The sequence below is a fragment of the Nitratireductor rhodophyticola genome (genome assembly GCF_019891355.1).
GTDB lineage: Bacteria > Pseudomonadota > Alphaproteobacteria > Rhizobiales > Rhizobiaceae > Nitratireductor > Nitratireductor rhodophyticola.
This window is the reverse complement of record NZ_JAHSSF010000006.1, coordinates 179304-194547: the sequence shown is the minus strand read 5'-3', so window position 1 is coordinate 194547 and position 15244 is coordinate 179304. Positions and strand designations below refer to the sequence as shown.

The window sequence follows — 15244 nt, the reverse complement described above, 5'->3', positions numbered from 1 at the left end:
GGCAGGCGCTCGACCCTGATGATATTATTGCGAGCACAACAAGTGACCCAGACACAACTACGCGTACAGTTTTCCCGGCGGCAGTTTCTCAGGCTCGGCGCGGCGGCAGCCGGTGGGTTCGTCCTGCCTGCCTGCTCGACCACCGGCAACGAGCCGGCAGAGCCGGTGCAGATCAAACCTGCGGAAGATCGATCCTACCTTTCCATGTATCGCGCCATGCCGGAAGAAGATTTCCCGATCCCGGCCGTTGACCTGTCCAAGGTCAACAAGCGCTTCTACAGGCAGCTGGTCGACGACCCCACCGGTGAGCGCCCCGGCACAATCGTCGTGGATACGAGAAATTTCTTTCTCTATCTCGTCCGGCCGGGTGGCAAGGCGATGCGCTACGGCGTTGGCCTCGGCCGTCAGGGGTTCGAATGGTCGGGTGACGGCGTGATCCAGTGGAAGCAGCGGTGGCCGAAATGGACACCTCCCGCCGAGATGATTGCACGCCAGCCGGAACTGGAAAAGTGGAGCGCGGAAAACGGCGGTCAACCGCCTGGCCTCAACAATCCGCTTGGCGCGCGAGCGCTGTACATATTCCAGAATGGCGAAGACACACTTTACCGTCTTCACGGAACGCCCGAATTCTGGACCATCGGCAAGGCGGTTTCGAGCGGCTGCGTCCGGTTGATGAATCAGGACATCATCGACTTGTACGACCGCGTCGCAACGCCGGCCCCCATCATCGTTCGAGCCCAAACAAGTGCACTTTTCTAGCGAGAGCCCCCTTGCCTCTCAAGGGGCTAGAGCTTGCATAAAACCGTCCTCACGAAAGGACCTGAAATGAAACGCCGCAATCTGATTTTTGGCATGGCTGCGACCGGGATGGTCGCGACTTATCCCGCCCTCCTGTTAGCGCAACCGTCAACCGACGCGCTGCTGGCCCCAGGGCCACTGCCGGAAAAGAGCTTCGGGCCTGAGGACGCGCCGGTAACGATCATCGAATACGCGTCTCTGACCTGCCCCCATTGCCGCACCTTCCATGTAAATGTGTGGCCCGAGCTCAAGAAAAAATATGTCGATACGGGTCAGGTCCGCTTCATCATGCGGGAGTTTCCGTTCGATCCGCGGTCCTCGGCCGGATTCATGTTGGCGCGGTGCATGGGCGATGACAAATGGTATCCCACCATCGATCTGCTTTACCGCACGCAGGACAACTGGGCACGGGTTGCCGACGGGACCGAGGCGCTCAAGTCAGTGATGGGCATGACGGGGATGAGCACCGCCGATTTCGAGAAATGCCTCAAGGACCAGGAGTTGCTGGATCAGGTCTCTGCCGTTGCCGAGGCAGGCAAGTCGTTTGGAGTGGACTCGACGCCGACCTTCTTCATCAATGGCCAGATGCAAAAAGGCGCACTGAGCATCGAGCGGTTCAGCGAGATTATCGATCCGCTCGTTACCGCCGCGAAACAGCAAGGAGGCTCCGATGAATAGCACGATCGGGAACCGGAGACGGAGCAATGCCGGCCTTCTCGTCGGCGCGATGATCCTGACGCTGTCTTTTCCGCTCGGATCTTCGGCTCTGGCTCAGGACACAGATGTCGTCGGTCGTGTGAATGGCCAGGATATCACGGCAGACGACCTTGCCCTCGCCGAGCAGATGTACGGGCCGCAGCTCGCCCAGATGCCGCCTGATGCGAGGCGTTCCATCCTGGTCGACGCACTGATCGACATGAAGATCGTGTCAGCCGCTGCCCGTGCGGCAAACGTTACCGGGCAGGACGCCTACAAGAGGCAGCTGGCGTTTCTGGAAGATCAGACGCTGCGCACCCTTTTCCTGGAACAACAGGTGGAAGAAGCGGTGACCGACAGCGTCGTCAGGGCTACCTATGACGAACAGGCGGCAAGGATTCCGCCGGTTACCGAGCGTCGGCTTCGCCATATCTTGCTTGGCAGCGAGGGCGATGCCGTCGAGGTCATTGAGGCGCTGAAGGGGGGAAAGGCGTTCGTGGAGCTGGCGCAGGAGCGCTCGGCCGACGAAGTCTCCAGGGTCAAGGGCGGAGACCTCGGCTTTGTGGCGGAAGGCCAGGTCTTGCCGGAGATCGATGCGGCGGCCGCGACTCTACAGCCTGGTGAATACACGCAGACGCCGGTTGCAAGCGCCTTCGGATTTCATGTCGTTCTGCTCGAGGAAACCCGAAATCGTCCTGCCCCGTCCTTCGAATCCGTGGCGCCGCAGATACGACAAGCTCTGAAAGCCGCCGAGGAGAGGCGGATCATTGCTGAACTCAAGGAAGGTGCGAAGATAGAAAAGCTCGTTCCCGACGTCGCTCCTCCCCAGGGTGAGGACGGTCATGAACACTGAGCCGAAAAGAATTGATGATGGTTCGTTGGGACGGATTGACAGGCGAATGCTCGTCCTCGGGATGTTCGCGCTGCTCGCGGTGCCCGGTCAGGCCCTTGCACACACCGCAAGGCGCAAGTTCGTGCTGGAAGAACGCTTCCTGCCACAGAACGTAAGATCGCCATATGACTACCCGGCAGGAACGATCGTGGTGGTTCCACGCGAGAAATATCTGTACCTTGTCGGTGGTGCAGGCTCTGCCCGACGATACGGCATCGGTGTCGGCAAGGCGGGACTTGCCTTTACCGGCTCGGCCGTGATCGGCAGGAAGGCAAAATGGCCGCCCTGGCGCCCGACGGACAACATGATCCGCCGAGATCCGGGGAAATATGCCCGCTACGCAAGCGGTGTCCCCGGCGGACCCAACAACCCGTTGGGATCCCGAGCTCTCTACCTTTACCGGAATAATCACGACACACTGTACCGTATCCACGGAACGACGGAGCCCTGGACCATCGGCAAGTCTGTTTCCAATGGCTGCATCAGGATGGTGAACGAGCATGTCGAGGATCTTTATGAGCGTGTGCCCGTAGGAGCCAGAGTCGTCGTGGTGTGATGGAAAAGCGCGTCCTTGTCGTTGGGGCCGGCCAGGCCGGTCTCGCGACCGGGTACTATCTCAAGGAGGCTGGTCTGCAGTTCACCATCGTCGACAGCCATCGGCGGGTGGGCGACAACTGGCGTGTCCGGTACGACTCGCTCACTTTGTTCACGCCACGTCAGTTCAGCGCCCTACCGGGACTGGACCTGGCGGGAAACCGGGAACTTTATGCGAGCCGCGACGAGTTCGCCGACTATCTTGAAGCATATGCTACACGCTTCCGACTGCCGATCCGGCTTGGTCTACGTCTGACCCGCCTCTCGAAGGCTGGAGACGACGGTTTTGAAGCTGCATTGGATGACGGGTCGCGTATCAACGCCAGCGAGGTGATCGTCGCGACCGGAGCATTCCAGGTCGCGCTTGTGCCGAAGGTGGCCGCGCAGTTCGGACACGAGGTGCTCCAGCTGACCACCGAAACCTACCGCAATCCGAACCAGCTGCCTGACGGTCCGGTCCTGGTGGTCGGAGATGGAGCAAGCGGCCGGGATATCGCTGTGGAAGCGCGACAAAGGCAGTCCGTCATGCTGGCGACGAGCAAGCCTCGCAAGCTCTTTCCCGAGCGAGTGCTTGGCAAGTCCATCTGGTGGTGGCTCAACCTGTTTGGCGTACTGAGAGCCCCCGCGGAGTCGCGGATTGGCAGAAAGCTTAGACAATCCGATGCGTTTCCTGATCGTGACCGGAGCATCGAAAGCCTGGCCAAGCGAGGCATCCGCGTGCTGCCACGCCTTACTGAAGCAAGCGGTCAAGTGGCCCGGTTTGCCGACGGTACGTCGGCGGACATCCGGACGGTCATATGGGCGGTCGGCTATCGGGACGACACAACATGGCTCGATATCGAAGGCGCCAAGGCGCATGACGGAGCATTCCTGCACGAAGCCGGTATCTCGCCGGTGAAAGGCATCTACTTTGTCGGCCGGCCTTGGCAAAGCAATCGAGCATCGGCGCTCATCATGGGTGCGGGACCAGACGGCGAGATTGTTGTCCAGCGATTGCTGTCGGACAGAGCGAAGCCATAGTCGTCAAGCGTCGAAACATCGTATTCAAGGGGTTTCGACGCTTTTCTTCCCAGAGATGGCAGCATGCAATTTCGTCACCGGGTGTTCGTACGCTGCCATCCACAGTTACTGGCGCAATCCGGAATGGATCAAGCCGCGGGAACTTCAGAAAGCAGCTCGTCGAACCGCTTTTTTGCTTTTGGCGGATGCTTGACTGCCCCGGCTTCATCCAGGTTGCTTGGCGTCCCTACGGCGATAAGCATCACCATCCCCATTCCGTAGTGCGGGACACATTTTACGCCATAGACGCCCTCCTTCTCGATGGTGATGGTGATCTGTTCATTCAGCTTGCCTTTGAACGGGAGCGCATTTTCCGGCAGCATCCCTTTTATGCTCTCGGCGTTGTGGGACTTGTCGGTTGGAAAGAAGGTTATGGTATCGCCGGGGGAAGCAGCCACGAAGTCCGGCTCGTAAACCATTGCGCCCTTCTTCCCTTTGTTCAGCATCTGGACTTTATGGTTGACACCGGTCTGTGCTCGCGCGGGCAGTGCCGCGAGGACTGCAAATGCCGTTGTGCCGGCCAGCATCTCGCGTCTCGTGAACATATCGAACTCCTTGCTCTTTCTATTGACGGGAAACCCGTTCCCCTTCCCAACACATCACGGTCGGGTTTTGCTTATGGATGAGAGCTGTATGGGCGTCTGACGTCACATGCGGTTCGGACGCTGATGTCACCTTCGGATCAACCCGAGTACGTGAAATCCGATAGACCGACGCCGGCGGCAGGTTCCATATGACGGTCCCGAGCAAATGCGCCTCCAGGCCCAGCCTCTCAAGTATGGCGTGCGCAACCGGGCACCGAGCGCCATAGGTGAATTGATAGAGATTGCCGCTGGGCCCGAGTCTGCGCGCCACGCCCTCAACAATGCGAAATACCGTGCGCGAGGGCATCGAAAGGAGCGGCAACCCGCTGATAACCGCACCGTATGCGACATCGCTCCCGATGCCCGCCCCTGATAAGCGAGCCGCACTGCCCTGGACAATTCGAGCGCCCGGAAACCGGCGCGTGAGCAAGTAAGCAAATCTCTCGTCCAGTTCGACCAGCGTCAGCTGTTCCGGCACCAAGCCACGTTTTACGAGAGCCTCGGTGAAGACGCCGGTGCCGGGTCCAAGTTCGAGAACTGACTCCGTGTTGCGGTCGATTGCCTTTGTCATCAAGTGGGCCAGAGACGTTCCTGAGGGGAGCACCGACCCTACCCTCAGGGGATGGGCGAGCCATTGGCGTAGGAATGTCAAACGCTGCGGCATTTGAGACATCTCGCGCCAACCATTCTTGCCAAGCGACATGGCATGGCGCGCGGGTGGCTGCTGATCGTCGGGTGCGACAGTGAGGCTGGGTTGGCGAGGTGCTTCAATAGACGGTACCGAAATCGGATGACAGGGTTGCCGTGCAAAGAGGCAGAGGATTCGTCTTCGGAGAGCTCATTTCTGGCGGACCGCTTCGATTGCATCGGCAAGCGGTCCCTTTCCAACGGCGCCCTCGATGATTTGATCTCCGACGACGAACGAGGGCGTTCCTGTCAGGCCGAGCCGCTGCGCCAGCGCGAGGTTTGCCACGATGACGGCCTCGACCGCCGGAGTAGCCATTTCTTCCGACAGCTTCTTGCGGTCGAGTCCCATCTCTTCGGTCAGGGCCAGGGCCCGGCTAGCGTTTATCTGTCCCTGCATTCCGATCAATCTGACATGGAAATCACGCGCGGCGGCGGCGCCGGCAACGCGCTTCACGGCCAGAGCCACTTTCGCGGCCTCGACCGAACCCGGTCCAAGAATGGGAAAATCCTTCAAGACGATCCGCAGCTTGGGATCCTCGGCGACAAGCGCCTTGACGTCAGGCGCCGCCCGCTTGCAATAGCCGCAGTTGAAGTCAAAGAATTCGACGAGCGTAGCATTCCCGTCCGGGTTTCCCAAGATCACATCGTCGCTCGATCGGAGCAACGCATCAGTCTCGGCCAATATCGCTTGTGACCTGGCCTCGGCCTGAACTGCTTGGTTCCGCTTCTCAAGCTCCGTAAGTGCTTCCTCGATGATCTCCGGGTTTTGCATGATGTATTCGCGGACGATCTTCTCGACCTCCGCGCGATCGATCGATTGGGCATAGGCCGGCGAGGCCGTTATCAACACGGCAATCGCGTACCATCCTAGCCGACCAATGCGCGCAGCTTTCATGATTCCGCTCCTGGCGGGGTGTCAGTCGAACAATCGGCCGAGGAAAGAACCGTGCCTTCGACCATGGTGTCCGCCATGACGATCATGGTTGCTATAGTCGCGGCGGTGATCTTCACGGCAGTCATTCGATGTGTTGCGTGAGGACGCTTGCGCACGGCCGCGACCGGCTTGTCCCTGGGCGTACTGGGCCTCTTCCGCCGCGCTCCGTTCGATTATCTTGTCGAGTTCGCCGCGATCCAGCCACACGCCGCGACATTTCGGGCAGTAGTCGATTTCGATACCCTGACGCTCGCTCATGACGAGGTCGATCCTGCAATGTGGACAAAGAACCCCGGGGGCTTTGTCGCCTGGTCCTAGCGAGTTTAGAAGTGTACCTGACATCGCGATATCCAACCTATTTGAGTGCACCGACGCACCGCGCCAAAGGAAAGGTAGGACCTCGAGCAGGTTGAGGTTCAAGAGCTCAAATGTCGCAGCTCCCTTTTGGAAGGCGCCGCCGCTAAGCTGTTGCGCTGCCACGATTTCAAGTGTCTTTTCACATCGGTGAGAGGGTTCGAGCAGGATCATCGTCCCCAGGCCGCAAAGTGCGAGACCTCCCCGCGAGGAGGGCGAAGGCAATCCAATGTTCGACAGTCTGTACAAAGCGGCTGGCTGCAACGCCGGCGATCCAACCGAGAATGGGCGTTGTCGCCTCGATAATGCCGAAGATCGAACCTGTCCGTAACGCATCGCTCAGGGGCGGTGAACCGATGGCGGTTCCTTCTCCGACAGAGACTGTAAAGGCCTCGATCGACATGCTCAGGGCGAGCATGGCATTGACGAAGAGCGACATGGGACAACGACCCCGACGGACATCTACGGGGGCGCCAACCCATGCTCGTCCGCATGGGGCAGTGGCGCCACAATCTTGTCGGGCCATTGATCCGGCTGACCGCAACTTGCGCATATACGCAAGCCTGTTGACACGGCCCGCGCGTTCGCCGCGACTACTGCCTGATTGGCCGGGAGATAGGAGCGCGAGGCAGATCAGTCAGCAAGATGAACACTTAATACTCATTTGCATCCGGCCTGGCTTCGCGTGACGCCGTCGACGCAGCACCACACGGAGCGGGCCAGCCTACAATGGGAGTTGCCAGCCAGAGATCACTGCCGCTTGGCGCAATTCTTCAATCACTTCAATGCCGACAATTGCGACGAGGAACCACGCGACATCCCTCAGCGATCGGATGAATGCAGAAGCGTTCACAATCACAGTATCTTCACCGTCTGGATAATCCAATCTGGGAAAGAACCGAGGGACCCGGGCCATATAGAGCACATAATCAGCCCCAAAGAGCGAAAGGAGGCGCCTCTCTTCATTTAAGATTACTGATCGATAGTAAAGAATGAATGCCGATGCGCTAATAATCATTAACAATATGTTCTGAGCAGCAAGGCATACGCCCACGAGCCCGAGAAACGAGAAGAAATATAGTGGATTCCGACTTAGCGAATACGGCCCCCTCTGGCACAGTTCCGCATCCTTACGCCCCCCGATATACAGGGTGCACCAAAGTCTTCCGAGAACTGCGCCAAATACCAGGAAGAACCCCAAAAACTCTATCAGACTGTAACCCAGGGTCTCAAATCCTTCCGGCTGGGTCGCGACCAGTAATGCAAGCCATGCTGGTGCCAGCATCCAGGTAATGAATGTTCGTTTTTTTTCTACGGGTGATCTTCCGTGTATCTGCTTCAACAATGAATTAACTCCAGCCACCAGCAAAGGTGCGGTAAAAGATGTGCGATCCGATTTGGGTCATGCGCTCCATGGAGCGTGCCCAGCGCGGACTGACATAGGTTGCATTATAGTGCGTCGAGGACGCCACTTCAGGCAGGAATATCTTGCCCCCCGTCACGGCCATGGCGACCTCCTTGGCGAGAAGATAAGCGCGCCGATCAACGATGTCATCTGGAATTCCGTCGCATGCGAACGAGAACTGGCATCTATTTGTCCAGTTCTCATTTTGATACACGACCTTGCAGACACTTGCCGGATAAGCAGGATTGCGCACCCGATTGAGAATGACCTGCGCGACCGCGGCCTGCCCCCTCACCTCTTCGCCCCGTGCCTCGAAATAAATTGCGGTAGCAAGGCACTTTTGCTCGGCTGTCGAAAAGACGGATCCCGGTAGAGGCTGCTTCATCCAATCGTGGTCACCTTCCGTCGTAGGCGGAACGAAGCGACCGGCGGCCTTGTCGGCGCCGAGCAAAGCCACGAAGGCATCGGAAGACGCATGGAATTCATCCTTTGGGGCGTAGGCCGTGGCCAGGATGTCGGCGCCATCGTTATTGACCAGATCGGCGAGCGCCGCCGGTACACCGGCCAGACGGTCGTCTGCTGGGCTATGAAACGTAGACAGGCCCGCCACCATTTCGGGATCTGCCTGCTTTGAAAAGCCCCGCAGAAAGTATGACGCGTCGGTCCCCGACGAAAGTAGCCGCGAAGCCAACGCCTGCTCTCCAACAGGGGGCTCCAAGTCTTTCCGATACGCTACGCTGACCAGACGTGGTTTCTTCGCTTCTTCAACCACCCGCTGGGGCGTGAAAGAAACCTCTCGATCCGCCCGCAAATTGACCCGTTGACCGCCGAGCACCAGATCCAGGTTTTCGTCATCGCCAGGAATGGCGGCACCGGGCAGCCGGAGTTCCTTCAGGTGAGAGCAGTTGTCGGCCTGCTCGACATATACCGCCCAGCGATCCGGCCCGGGAGCGATTCCCAACTCGGATTTGGTGCCCTGGATCCCCGTGGGCGATGCGAAGCCGAACACGAACCAACTCGCGCCGAGAAGCGCGAGGACACGCTGATGGCGGTTCGATGATCGTCGCTCGAAAGCGGCTTTCGGTTTGGACCGCAATATCTCATTCTCCGGATGCCCCACGCAGAAGGAGAATCGATTGTTAACCTTGATGGAACGTTAACACTACTGCGACTGCGCGTCGCAATGTCACGGCAGGCTTCTCCGGGCTTCCATTGAACCTCATGTCGCTTGAGCATTTAGACCGATATGCAAACGGGGTGAACCCGGAATTGTAGTCGACAGGGGAAGGACGACAGCCTTGGCGATCGATGTCTCAGCCATCGGACTTCTCACAGCCATTTTGGCGGGTGCCATATCATTCGTTTCACCATGCGTTCTCCCGCTCGTGCCGGGCTATCTTTCGTTCGTATCCAGCGGCGTCGATCCTGCGTCCAAGCGGCTCGCCGATCGCATCAAGGTCGTCTGGTCAGCGCTTTTTTTCATAGCCGGGTTCTCCACCGTCTTCGTGATGCTTGGGCTTGGCGCGCAGGCGTTCGGCGGCATTCTCCTGCGGTACAGTGTCGAGGCAAATCTCCTTGGTGGGGCGCTGCTCATCTGTTTCGGCCTTGTGATGACAGGACTGATCAAGATACCGGCGCTCCTTAGAGATTTCAGACTGCCGGGGCCGCAGACGATATCGGGCCCAGTCGGGGCCTATACGCTTGGACTTACATTCGCGTTTGGATGGACGCCGTGCATTGGCCCGGTGCTCGGCTCGATCCTTACCCTTGCGGCGGTATCTGCCGGAAGCGGTGCAGTTCTCCTCGCAGCCTATAGCGTCGGGCTAGGAATCCCCTTTCTGATAGTTGCGGTCGCCTTCAGCAGCGTCGCGGCCGGGTTCAAGCGCATGCGATATGCCGGCCATATCCTCAACGTGCTTGCCGGCGGCATCATGATCGCTATGGGAATGTTGATGATGACAGGCCGTCTCTCGTTGATCGCATTCTGGCTGCTCGAGCGCTTTCCGGGCCTAGGCTACATCGGTTAGGCCGGTGTGGCACCATCCACGACGAACTGGAACCGATCCGATTTCGCGGATCAAGTGGCGCTATCGTTACTGCGTCCCCATTGCAGTCACGATGGGCGGCCTGAGCGGTCTGGGGTTCGCACCCTATTTCGTCTTTCCTCTCGCATATTTGGGTCTTGCCGCGTTCGCCTTTCTGACACGCCACAGCCCAAGCGTCCTGGCTGCATTCGTTGCAGGATGGGCCTTCGGCCTGGGTCAATTCATCGTTGGCCTGAGCTGGATCACCGAGAGCTTCGCGGTCGAAGCCGAACAATTTGGAATGCTGGCCTGGCCCGCGGTGACCGCTCTTTCGACGTTGCTGGCTTTGTTTCCTGCATCCGCGGCTATGACTGCTCGCTATCTCGGCGGATCGGGACCAGGTACATTCTTTGTCCTCCCGGCCACGTGGTCCATCGCGGAGATGGCCCGCGGCGCCATACTGACGGGGTTCCCTTGGAATCTCATTGGATACGCTTGGGGATTCAGCGATGAAGTTCTTCAGGCCATTTCGGTCACGGGCATCTATGGCCTCGGGCTTCTGACAGTTCTCCTGGCGATTTTGCCGCTCCTGATCACCGAGAAGTACAAGCTGGGCCGTCGTTCCGCGGCACTCCTTCTGATCCTGGTGCCAACGATCGCTTTCGCCGCTCTATGGACTGGCGGGGCGCTGCGCCTGGCCGCGACCGACATCGGGGAAAATGGACCGCGCGTGCGGATCGTACAGCCGAACATCCCGCAAAACCAGAAGTGGGCGGCCGGCCAAGCGAACGCAATACTCGACCAACTTCTGGCGCTCAGCACGTCTGGTGAAAGCGATCGGCCACGCTACGTAGTCTGGCCCGAGACGTCGTATCCCGTCCTGTTTGAAGCTGGCCGTAACATCCCGCCAGCCCTCACCGCCAGCGTACCGACCGGGGGCATGCTTCTCTTCGGGGCGGTCAGGGAGGCTCCTGAGCGGCGCGCTGATGATCCTGCCCTGCTGAACAGCGTTCTCGTACTCGATGAGAAGGGGGCTGTCGTCGCGGACTACGACAAGAGGCGATTGGTGCCCTTCGGTGAGTTCACCCCTTTCAAGAGGGTTCTCCGCGTCACGAAAATGACTGTCGGCGATATCGACTACGTTCCGGGTGAGAGCAGCGCACCGATCCAGCTTGTCGGATTGCCAGCCGCGAGGGTCTTGATCTGCTATGAGGCAATATTTCCGCGTTCGGGCGACGACGAAGCAGGGTGGATCCTGAACGTCACGAATGACGCATGGTTCGGCATTTCCGCGGGACCCTACCAGCATTTCCTTGCTGCGCGAGCGAGAGCGCTTGAGGCGGGTCTGCCGCTCATCCGGGCGGCCAACACCGGTGTCAGCGCGATCGTCGACAGCTATGGTCGGGTGACGGAGATGCTTCCCCTGAACGTCAGCGGGGTCATCGATGGATCATTGCCCGGCCCCGCGCTTACTGAGACATTGTTCCGCCGGGCTGGAAACATTCCTGCCGTGGTGTCCATAGCGCTGCTCATTGTCGCCGGGGCGGTCGCCCCACGAGGATCACGGCAAAACGCAGGAGTTTCTGTGGCCACTAGTGAACGGAGCTGACAAGCGGCGTGTCCCCGTCTCGTATCGAAACCCATCGACCGGTATGATCAATCGCTTGTCGCTTTAGGTAGGTGTATCCGGTTTCATCCCAGTTCAAAACCGTGTCCGTGAGATTATCGAGAACAATGTCCCCTCCGTCGGTTCGAACGGTCAGCACCGCATGCCCGTCGCCGTTCGGGCGTCGCAACACAGTCAGGAGCAGGTTCGATGCTGAGATGCCGTCTTCCATCAGAACGCGGCGCTTCGCCAGCGCATAGTCCTCGCAGTCGCCCGCATCTACGGGATAGGTCCAGAATTCTTCCTTGCCATATAGATCGAGGTCGCTTTTCGGCTTTATGGCCTGATTCACGGTCACCGTGAGTTTCTCCAGACGCCCGAGGAGATCCATCGACATTTTCAGTGGCGTCACGTCGCGAGAGCGAATTGAGCATTCTGAAGCGTTACGCTTGCAGAACTCATAGTGTCCAATCGGTTGCGATGTCAGGCTTCCTGTCATCATCGCAGATGGATGGGCCCATGCACCACCGGCGCCCAACGTCAAAGCGGCTACCGCACACAAAGCAGCGATCGACTTTTGGGCGGTCACTCCCCAATCTCCCGTCGACTTTAACCGATATTACCAAACCCTTAACGGCTCGTAAGGTCGGCGTCCATCGCGCGCGAGGCACGACTTCGTGAAGTGCCGATCCACGCCCCCGGCTTTCCACAGGAAGCTGCCTGCCGGCGATTGAAGCTCAAGCCGCTAGAGCGACGAAACTCTCATCCCCGAACGTGACGGAGGATGACGGTGAAGCGATCCGCAAATTCAACTCGAGTTCTCATCGGTCTCGCCTGCGTGGCTTTGGCGTTCTCGATCGATCAAATGTCCAAGTTTGTAATCGTCGAGATTATCATGAGCCCGCCAAGAGAAATTTATATAAACGCATTTCTCAATATTGTGCTTTCTTACAATACAGGGATCAGCTTCGGAATCCTGTCCGGCTATTTTTCCAGCGCTCCTTCTTCGCTGTCATTCCTGACATCGGTCGTTGTCGGATTTCTGTTTATTTGGATGCTTTATGCAAAGACGAACGGCCATACCATCGCGCTGGGACTGATAGCGGGAGGTGCGAGCGGGAATATCTACGACCGAATGCGACAAGGCGCGGTTACTGATTTCATCGACCTGCATTTAGGCGCCTGGCATTGGCCGACATTCAATACCGCTGATATCGCGATTGTCCTTGGAGCGGCAATTTTGATTGCAGATTCTTTCCGCTCTAGGCCCGGGCAACCTGCTGGATGATGCCGTTGCGCACAACGATCCGGATCGAGCGCTTGTTCGATAGCTCGTGCCGCCTTGATGGTCATTGATCATATGCAAACGCTGAACTCAAAGTCAGTGAGACATGAACCAGCAGATTTCGGTGCTCCTCAGCATTTCCGTGGTTACGCCCCCAAAGACGCGTTCGGCGAGTGAATTGCGTCCGAAGACGCCAGTCACAATCAGGTCCGATCTCTCCCGACCGGCCTGCTCAAGCAAGCTCGAGCACGCATCTCCGGCGGTGTTGGGAAGGTGCAAATATTGCGCTTTTGCGCCATGGGAACGCAAGTGCGTCGCAACGGCGTCGAGCCGTTCGCTCGAAACCTCATCGCCGACCCCGACGACAGAAACACTTTCGGCGCGGACAAGCAGAGGGAGGGCATCATGAACCGCGCGTCGGGCTTGCGCGGTGTCCTTCCAAGCGACCAGAATGCGGGGGAAGCGAGCGTTCGCAACCGAGCGCCCCAGGCGCAGCACGGGCACGCCGGAACCAAGGGCGACGTGAGCCGGGTTCGGCAACACGCTTTCGTCTTCATCGGATGAATCCGTGATCAGCAAGTCTGCGGTCAGGAGGTGTGCCTGCATTGCAGCGGTGGGTTCGCCAATTCCCGAACACCAGTGGACCTGCTCAGAATCGGCGCCAAAGACCTTGTCGACCATGCTCCGACTGGATGCCAGTGCGCGCTCCATCAATCTGGTCTGCTCTTCGGCCCAGAAAACGTTCGGAGCCAAGACGTCCTTCATCGACGTTTTCGGCCATGCGTAGGAAGCGACGGAGATTCTTGCGTCGAACGCCTTGGCCAGCTCACGGCAGAATTCGAGGGTCCCGGTAAGGTTACTCCGTGGACATGCATCGACAACGATTTCGCGGAAGTCCGTCACGGTAGAGCTCCTATGGCCTGTTCAAACGATATGCTCATTGTTCTGCGGGCTTGCGTTCCCACCCTGCGTGGAAGCGCTGCCACGCTTCCGCGTAGCTGAGGACAAAACCGCTTCGGTTATCGAGTTGGGCAACCTTCGAGGCGTCTCGACCAAGCCCAGCACAGGCATCACCACCAGAAAGAACGCGAAATAAATGACCGTCGAGATCTGCATCAACACGACATATATGCCATCCGCCGGTTTGGCCCCGAGCCATCCCAAGAAAAGGGCGTTTGCCGCAAACAACCAAAAGAACACTTTATACCACGGGCGATACACTGCGGATCGCACTTTCGATGTATCGAGCCACGGCACGAAGAAGAGCACCGCGATCGCTCCAAACATTGCCAGGACACCCCCTAGCTTCGAGTCGATCGGTCCGATGTTGAACGTCACGGCGCGGAGGATCGCATAGAATGGAAGAAAGTACCATTCCGGGACGATCTTCGCCGGCGTCTTCAGAGAGTCGGCCTCAACGTAGTTGTCTGGGTGGCCTAAGTAGTTCGGTATGTAAAAGACGAAATATGCAAACACGAGTAGAAACACTATGGCTCCAAATGCGTCCTTCACGGTTGCGTATGGTGTAAATGGCAGGGTGTCTGTCTCGTGCTTGACTTCGATGCCTGTCGGGTTGGTTTGACCCGTGACGTGCAATGCCCAGACATGAAGCACAACAACACCTGCAATCATAAATGGAAGCAGATAATGCAGTGCGAAAAATCGGTTCAGTGTCGGATTGTCGACGGCGAAACCGCCGAGAAGGAGCTGCTGTATCCACTCCCCCACAAGTGGTATCGCCGTGAAGAAGCCGGTGATAACGGTCGCGCCCCAGAAACTCATTTGGCCCCATGGAAGCACGTACCCCATGAACGCCGCCGCCATCATCAGCAGGTATATGATGCAGCCCAATATCCAGAGAAGCTCGCGTGGGGCTTTATATGATCCGTAGTATAGCCCCCGGAATATGTGGATGTATACTGCGATAAAGAAGAACGATGCGCCATTTGAATGGAGATACCGGAGCAGCCACCCCGAATTCACGTCGCGCATGATCTTTTCAACGGAGTTGAATGCGGTGGCCGTATTCGTGCTGTAGTGCATGGCCAGCACGACTCCAGTGAGAATCTGAAGGCCGAGCATCAGCGTCAGAATGCCGCCAAATGTGTAGAGATAATTGAGATTGCGGGGAACTGGATAGGAGACAAAGGAATCGTGGACCAACCGGGGAAGCGGCATCCGCGCATCGATCCATCGTCCGAGGCGCGTTTTGGGGCTATACGCTGACGGCGATCGCGACATCTACTTCCCTCTCGACGGTCAGATGGCCTACGTTTCCCCTCGTCGGTAACATCTCAGGTTGCTTGAGGTTCAAGCGCCGGCATTC

The 15244-nt window shown here is 58.3% G+C and carries 18 protein-coding genes; 8 read left to right on the top strand and 10 right to left on the bottom strand.

Going from position 1 to position 15244, the window contains the following annotated elements:
• Positions 1 to 18: 18 nt before the first annotated feature.
• From KUG85_RS20795 to KUG85_RS20775, 5 genes are all read left to right on the top strand, one after another.
• Positions 19 to 759 carry a L,D-transpeptidase family protein gene (locus tag KUG85_RS20795; protein WP_051018048.1) on the top strand — a complete coding sequence of 247 codons (741 nt, stop codon included), beginning with the start codon at positions 19 to 21 and terminating at the stop codon, positions 757 to 759.
• Between the two features lie 66 nt (positions 760 to 825).
• Positions 826 to 1476 (top strand): DsbA family protein, encoded by a 651-nt coding sequence (locus KUG85_RS20790; RefSeq protein WP_009452597.1) that lies wholly within the window; start codon positions 826 to 828, stop codon positions 1474 to 1476.
• A 49-nt stretch (positions 1477 to 1525) separates the two neighbouring features.
• Positions 1526 to 2347: a peptidylprolyl isomerase gene (locus KUG85_RS20785; RefSeq protein ID WP_255606522.1), complete on the top strand. Its 822-nt coding sequence runs from the start codon at positions 1526 to 1528 to the stop codon at positions 2345 to 2347.
• 46 nt (positions 2348 to 2393) lie between these two features.
• Complete coding sequence (locus KUG85_RS20780; protein ID WP_009452595.1) at positions 2394 to 2942, top strand: L,D-transpeptidase; 549 nt, start codon at positions 2394 to 2396, stop codon at positions 2940 to 2942.
• A complete protein-coding gene (locus KUG85_RS20775) occupies positions 2942 to 4000 on the top strand; it encodes a flavin-containing monooxygenase (RefSeq protein WP_009452594.1) in 1059 nt (352 codons plus the stop codon). Before KUG85_RS20780 ends, KUG85_RS20775 begins: the two co-directional genes overlap by 1 nt.
• A gap of 128 nt (positions 4001 to 4128) precedes the next feature.
• Here the strand turns inward: KUG85_RS20775 and KUG85_RS20770 are convergent, their stop codons facing one another.
• The 7 genes from KUG85_RS20770 to KUG85_RS20740 form a co-directional block, all read right to left on the bottom strand.
• A complete protein-coding gene (locus KUG85_RS20770) occupies positions 4129 to 4584 on the bottom strand; it encodes a pseudoazurin (protein ID WP_009452593.1) in 456 nt (151 codons plus the stop codon).
• 19 nt (positions 4585 to 4603) lie between these two features.
• Positions 4604 to 5194, bottom strand: a complete 591-nt coding sequence (locus KUG85_RS20765) for a class I SAM-dependent methyltransferase (protein WP_240532837.1) — start codon at positions 5192 to 5194, stop codon at positions 4604 to 4606.
• A 267-nt stretch (positions 5195 to 5461) separates the two neighbouring features.
• A complete protein-coding gene (locus KUG85_RS20760; RefSeq protein ID WP_074896906.1) occupies positions 5462 to 6205 on the bottom strand; it encodes a DsbA family protein in 744 nt (247 codons plus the stop codon).
• Positions 6206 to 6226: 21 nt separating this feature from the next.
• Entirely contained in the window at positions 6227 to 6586 is a 360-nt protein-coding gene (locus KUG85_RS20755) for a TFIIB-type zinc ribbon-containing protein (RefSeq protein WP_074896924.1), read from the bottom strand.
• 154 nt (positions 6587 to 6740) lie between these two features.
• On the bottom strand, positions 6741 to 7037 hold the full coding sequence (locus KUG85_RS20750; protein ID WP_074896903.1) for a manganese efflux pump MntP: 297 nt from the start codon (positions 7035 to 7037) through the stop codon (positions 6741 to 6743).
• Positions 7038 to 7322: 285 nt separating this feature from the next.
• Entirely contained in the window at positions 7323 to 7943 is a 621-nt protein-coding gene (locus KUG85_RS20745) for a methyltransferase family protein (RefSeq protein ID WP_244532635.1), read from the bottom strand.
• 4 nt (positions 7944 to 7947) lie between these two features.
• Complete coding sequence (locus KUG85_RS20740) at positions 7948 to 9099, bottom strand: cell wall hydrolase (RefSeq protein WP_074896900.1); 1152 nt, start codon at positions 9097 to 9099, stop codon at positions 7948 to 7950.
• A gap of 202 nt (positions 9100 to 9301) precedes the next feature.
• Between KUG85_RS20740 and KUG85_RS20735 the strand changes: the two genes are divergently transcribed.
• Together KUG85_RS20735 and lnt are read left to right on the top strand one after the other, a co-directional pair.
• Positions 9302 to 10030 carry a cytochrome c biogenesis CcdA family protein gene (locus tag KUG85_RS20735; RefSeq protein ID WP_223006733.1) on the top strand — a complete coding sequence of 243 codons (729 nt, stop codon included), beginning with the start codon at positions 9302 to 9304 and terminating at the stop codon, positions 10028 to 10030.
• Between the two features lie 91 nt (positions 10031 to 10121).
• A complete protein-coding gene (gene lnt / locus KUG85_RS20730) occupies positions 10122 to 11636 on the top strand; it encodes an apolipoprotein N-acyltransferase (protein WP_223006732.1) in 1515 nt (504 codons plus the stop codon).
• Here lnt and KUG85_RS20725 read toward each other — a convergent pair.
• Complete coding sequence (locus KUG85_RS20725; protein WP_223006731.1) at positions 11620 to 12222, bottom strand: transglutaminase-like cysteine peptidase; 603 nt, start codon at positions 12220 to 12222, stop codon at positions 11620 to 11622. The two genes, lnt and KUG85_RS20725, sit on opposite strands and share 17 nt — an antisense overlap.
• 201 nt (positions 12223 to 12423) lie before the next feature.
• Here KUG85_RS20725 and lspA point away from each other — a divergent pair, with 201 nt between their 5' ends.
• Positions 12424 to 12921 (top strand): signal peptidase II, encoded by a 498-nt coding sequence (gene lspA, locus KUG85_RS20720; protein WP_223006730.1) that lies wholly within the window; start codon positions 12424 to 12426, stop codon positions 12919 to 12921.
• Between the two features lie 93 nt (positions 12922 to 13014).
• Here lspA and KUG85_RS20715 read toward each other — a convergent pair whose 3' ends face one another.
• Both KUG85_RS20715 and KUG85_RS20710 read right to left on the bottom strand, forming a co-directional pair.
• On the bottom strand, positions 13015 to 13821 hold the full coding sequence (locus tag KUG85_RS20715) for a universal stress protein (protein ID WP_223006729.1): 807 nt from the start codon (positions 13819 to 13821) through the stop codon (positions 13015 to 13017).
• A 21-nt stretch (positions 13822 to 13842) separates the two neighbouring features.
• A complete protein-coding gene (locus KUG85_RS20710) occupies positions 13843 to 15159 on the bottom strand; it encodes a cytochrome b (RefSeq protein WP_223006728.1) in 1317 nt (438 codons plus the stop codon).
• Between the last annotated feature and the right edge of the window lie 85 nt (positions 15160 to 15244).

What these genes read in the sequence shown, in the direction of transcription:
- KUG85_RS20795 (WP_051018048.1), top strand. Translation starts at nt 19, where the DNA reads ATGATATTATTGCGAGCACAACAAGTGACCCAGACACAACTACGCGTA.
- KUG85_RS20790 (WP_009452597.1), top strand. Translation starts at nt 826, where the DNA reads ATGAAACGCCGCAATCTGATTTTTGGCATGGCTGCGACCGGGATGGTC.
- KUG85_RS20785 (WP_255606522.1), top strand. Translation starts at nt 1,526, where the DNA reads ATGATCCTGACGCTGTCTTTTCCGCTCGGATCTTCGGCTCTGGCTCAG.
- KUG85_RS20780 (WP_009452595.1), top strand. Translation starts at nt 2,394, where the DNA reads ATGCTCGTCCTCGGGATGTTCGCGCTGCTCGCGGTGCCCGGTCAGGCC.
- KUG85_RS20775 (WP_009452594.1), top strand. Translation starts at nt 2,942, where the DNA reads ATGGAAAAGCGCGTCCTTGTCGTTGGGGCCGGCCAGGCCGGTCTCGCG.
- KUG85_RS20770 (WP_009452593.1), bottom strand. Translation starts at nt 4,584, where the DNA reads ATGTTCACGAGACGCGAGATGCTGGCCGGCACAACGGCATTTGCAGTC.
- KUG85_RS20765 (WP_240532837.1), bottom strand. Translation starts at nt 5,194, where the DNA reads ATGACAAAGGCAATCGACCGCAACACGGAGTCAGTTCTCGAACTTGGA.
- KUG85_RS20760 (WP_074896906.1), bottom strand. Translation starts at nt 6,205, where the DNA reads ATGAAAGCTGCGCGCATTGGTCGGCTAGGATGGTACGCGATTGCCGTG.
- KUG85_RS20755 (WP_074896924.1), bottom strand. Translation starts at nt 6,586, where the DNA reads ATGTCAGGTACACTTCTAAACTCGCTAGGACCAGGCGACAAAGCCCCC.
- KUG85_RS20750 (WP_074896903.1), bottom strand. Translation starts at nt 7,037, where the DNA reads ATGTCGCTCTTCGTCAATGCCATGCTCGCCCTGAGCATGTCGATCGAG.
- lnt (WP_223006732.1), top strand. Translation starts at nt 10,122, where the DNA reads ATGGGCGGCCTGAGCGGTCTGGGGTTCGCACCCTATTTCGTCTTTCCT.
- KUG85_RS20710 (WP_223006728.1), bottom strand. Translation starts at nt 15,159, where the DNA reads ATGTCGCGATCGCCGTCAGCGTATAGCCCCAAAACGCGCCTCGGACGA.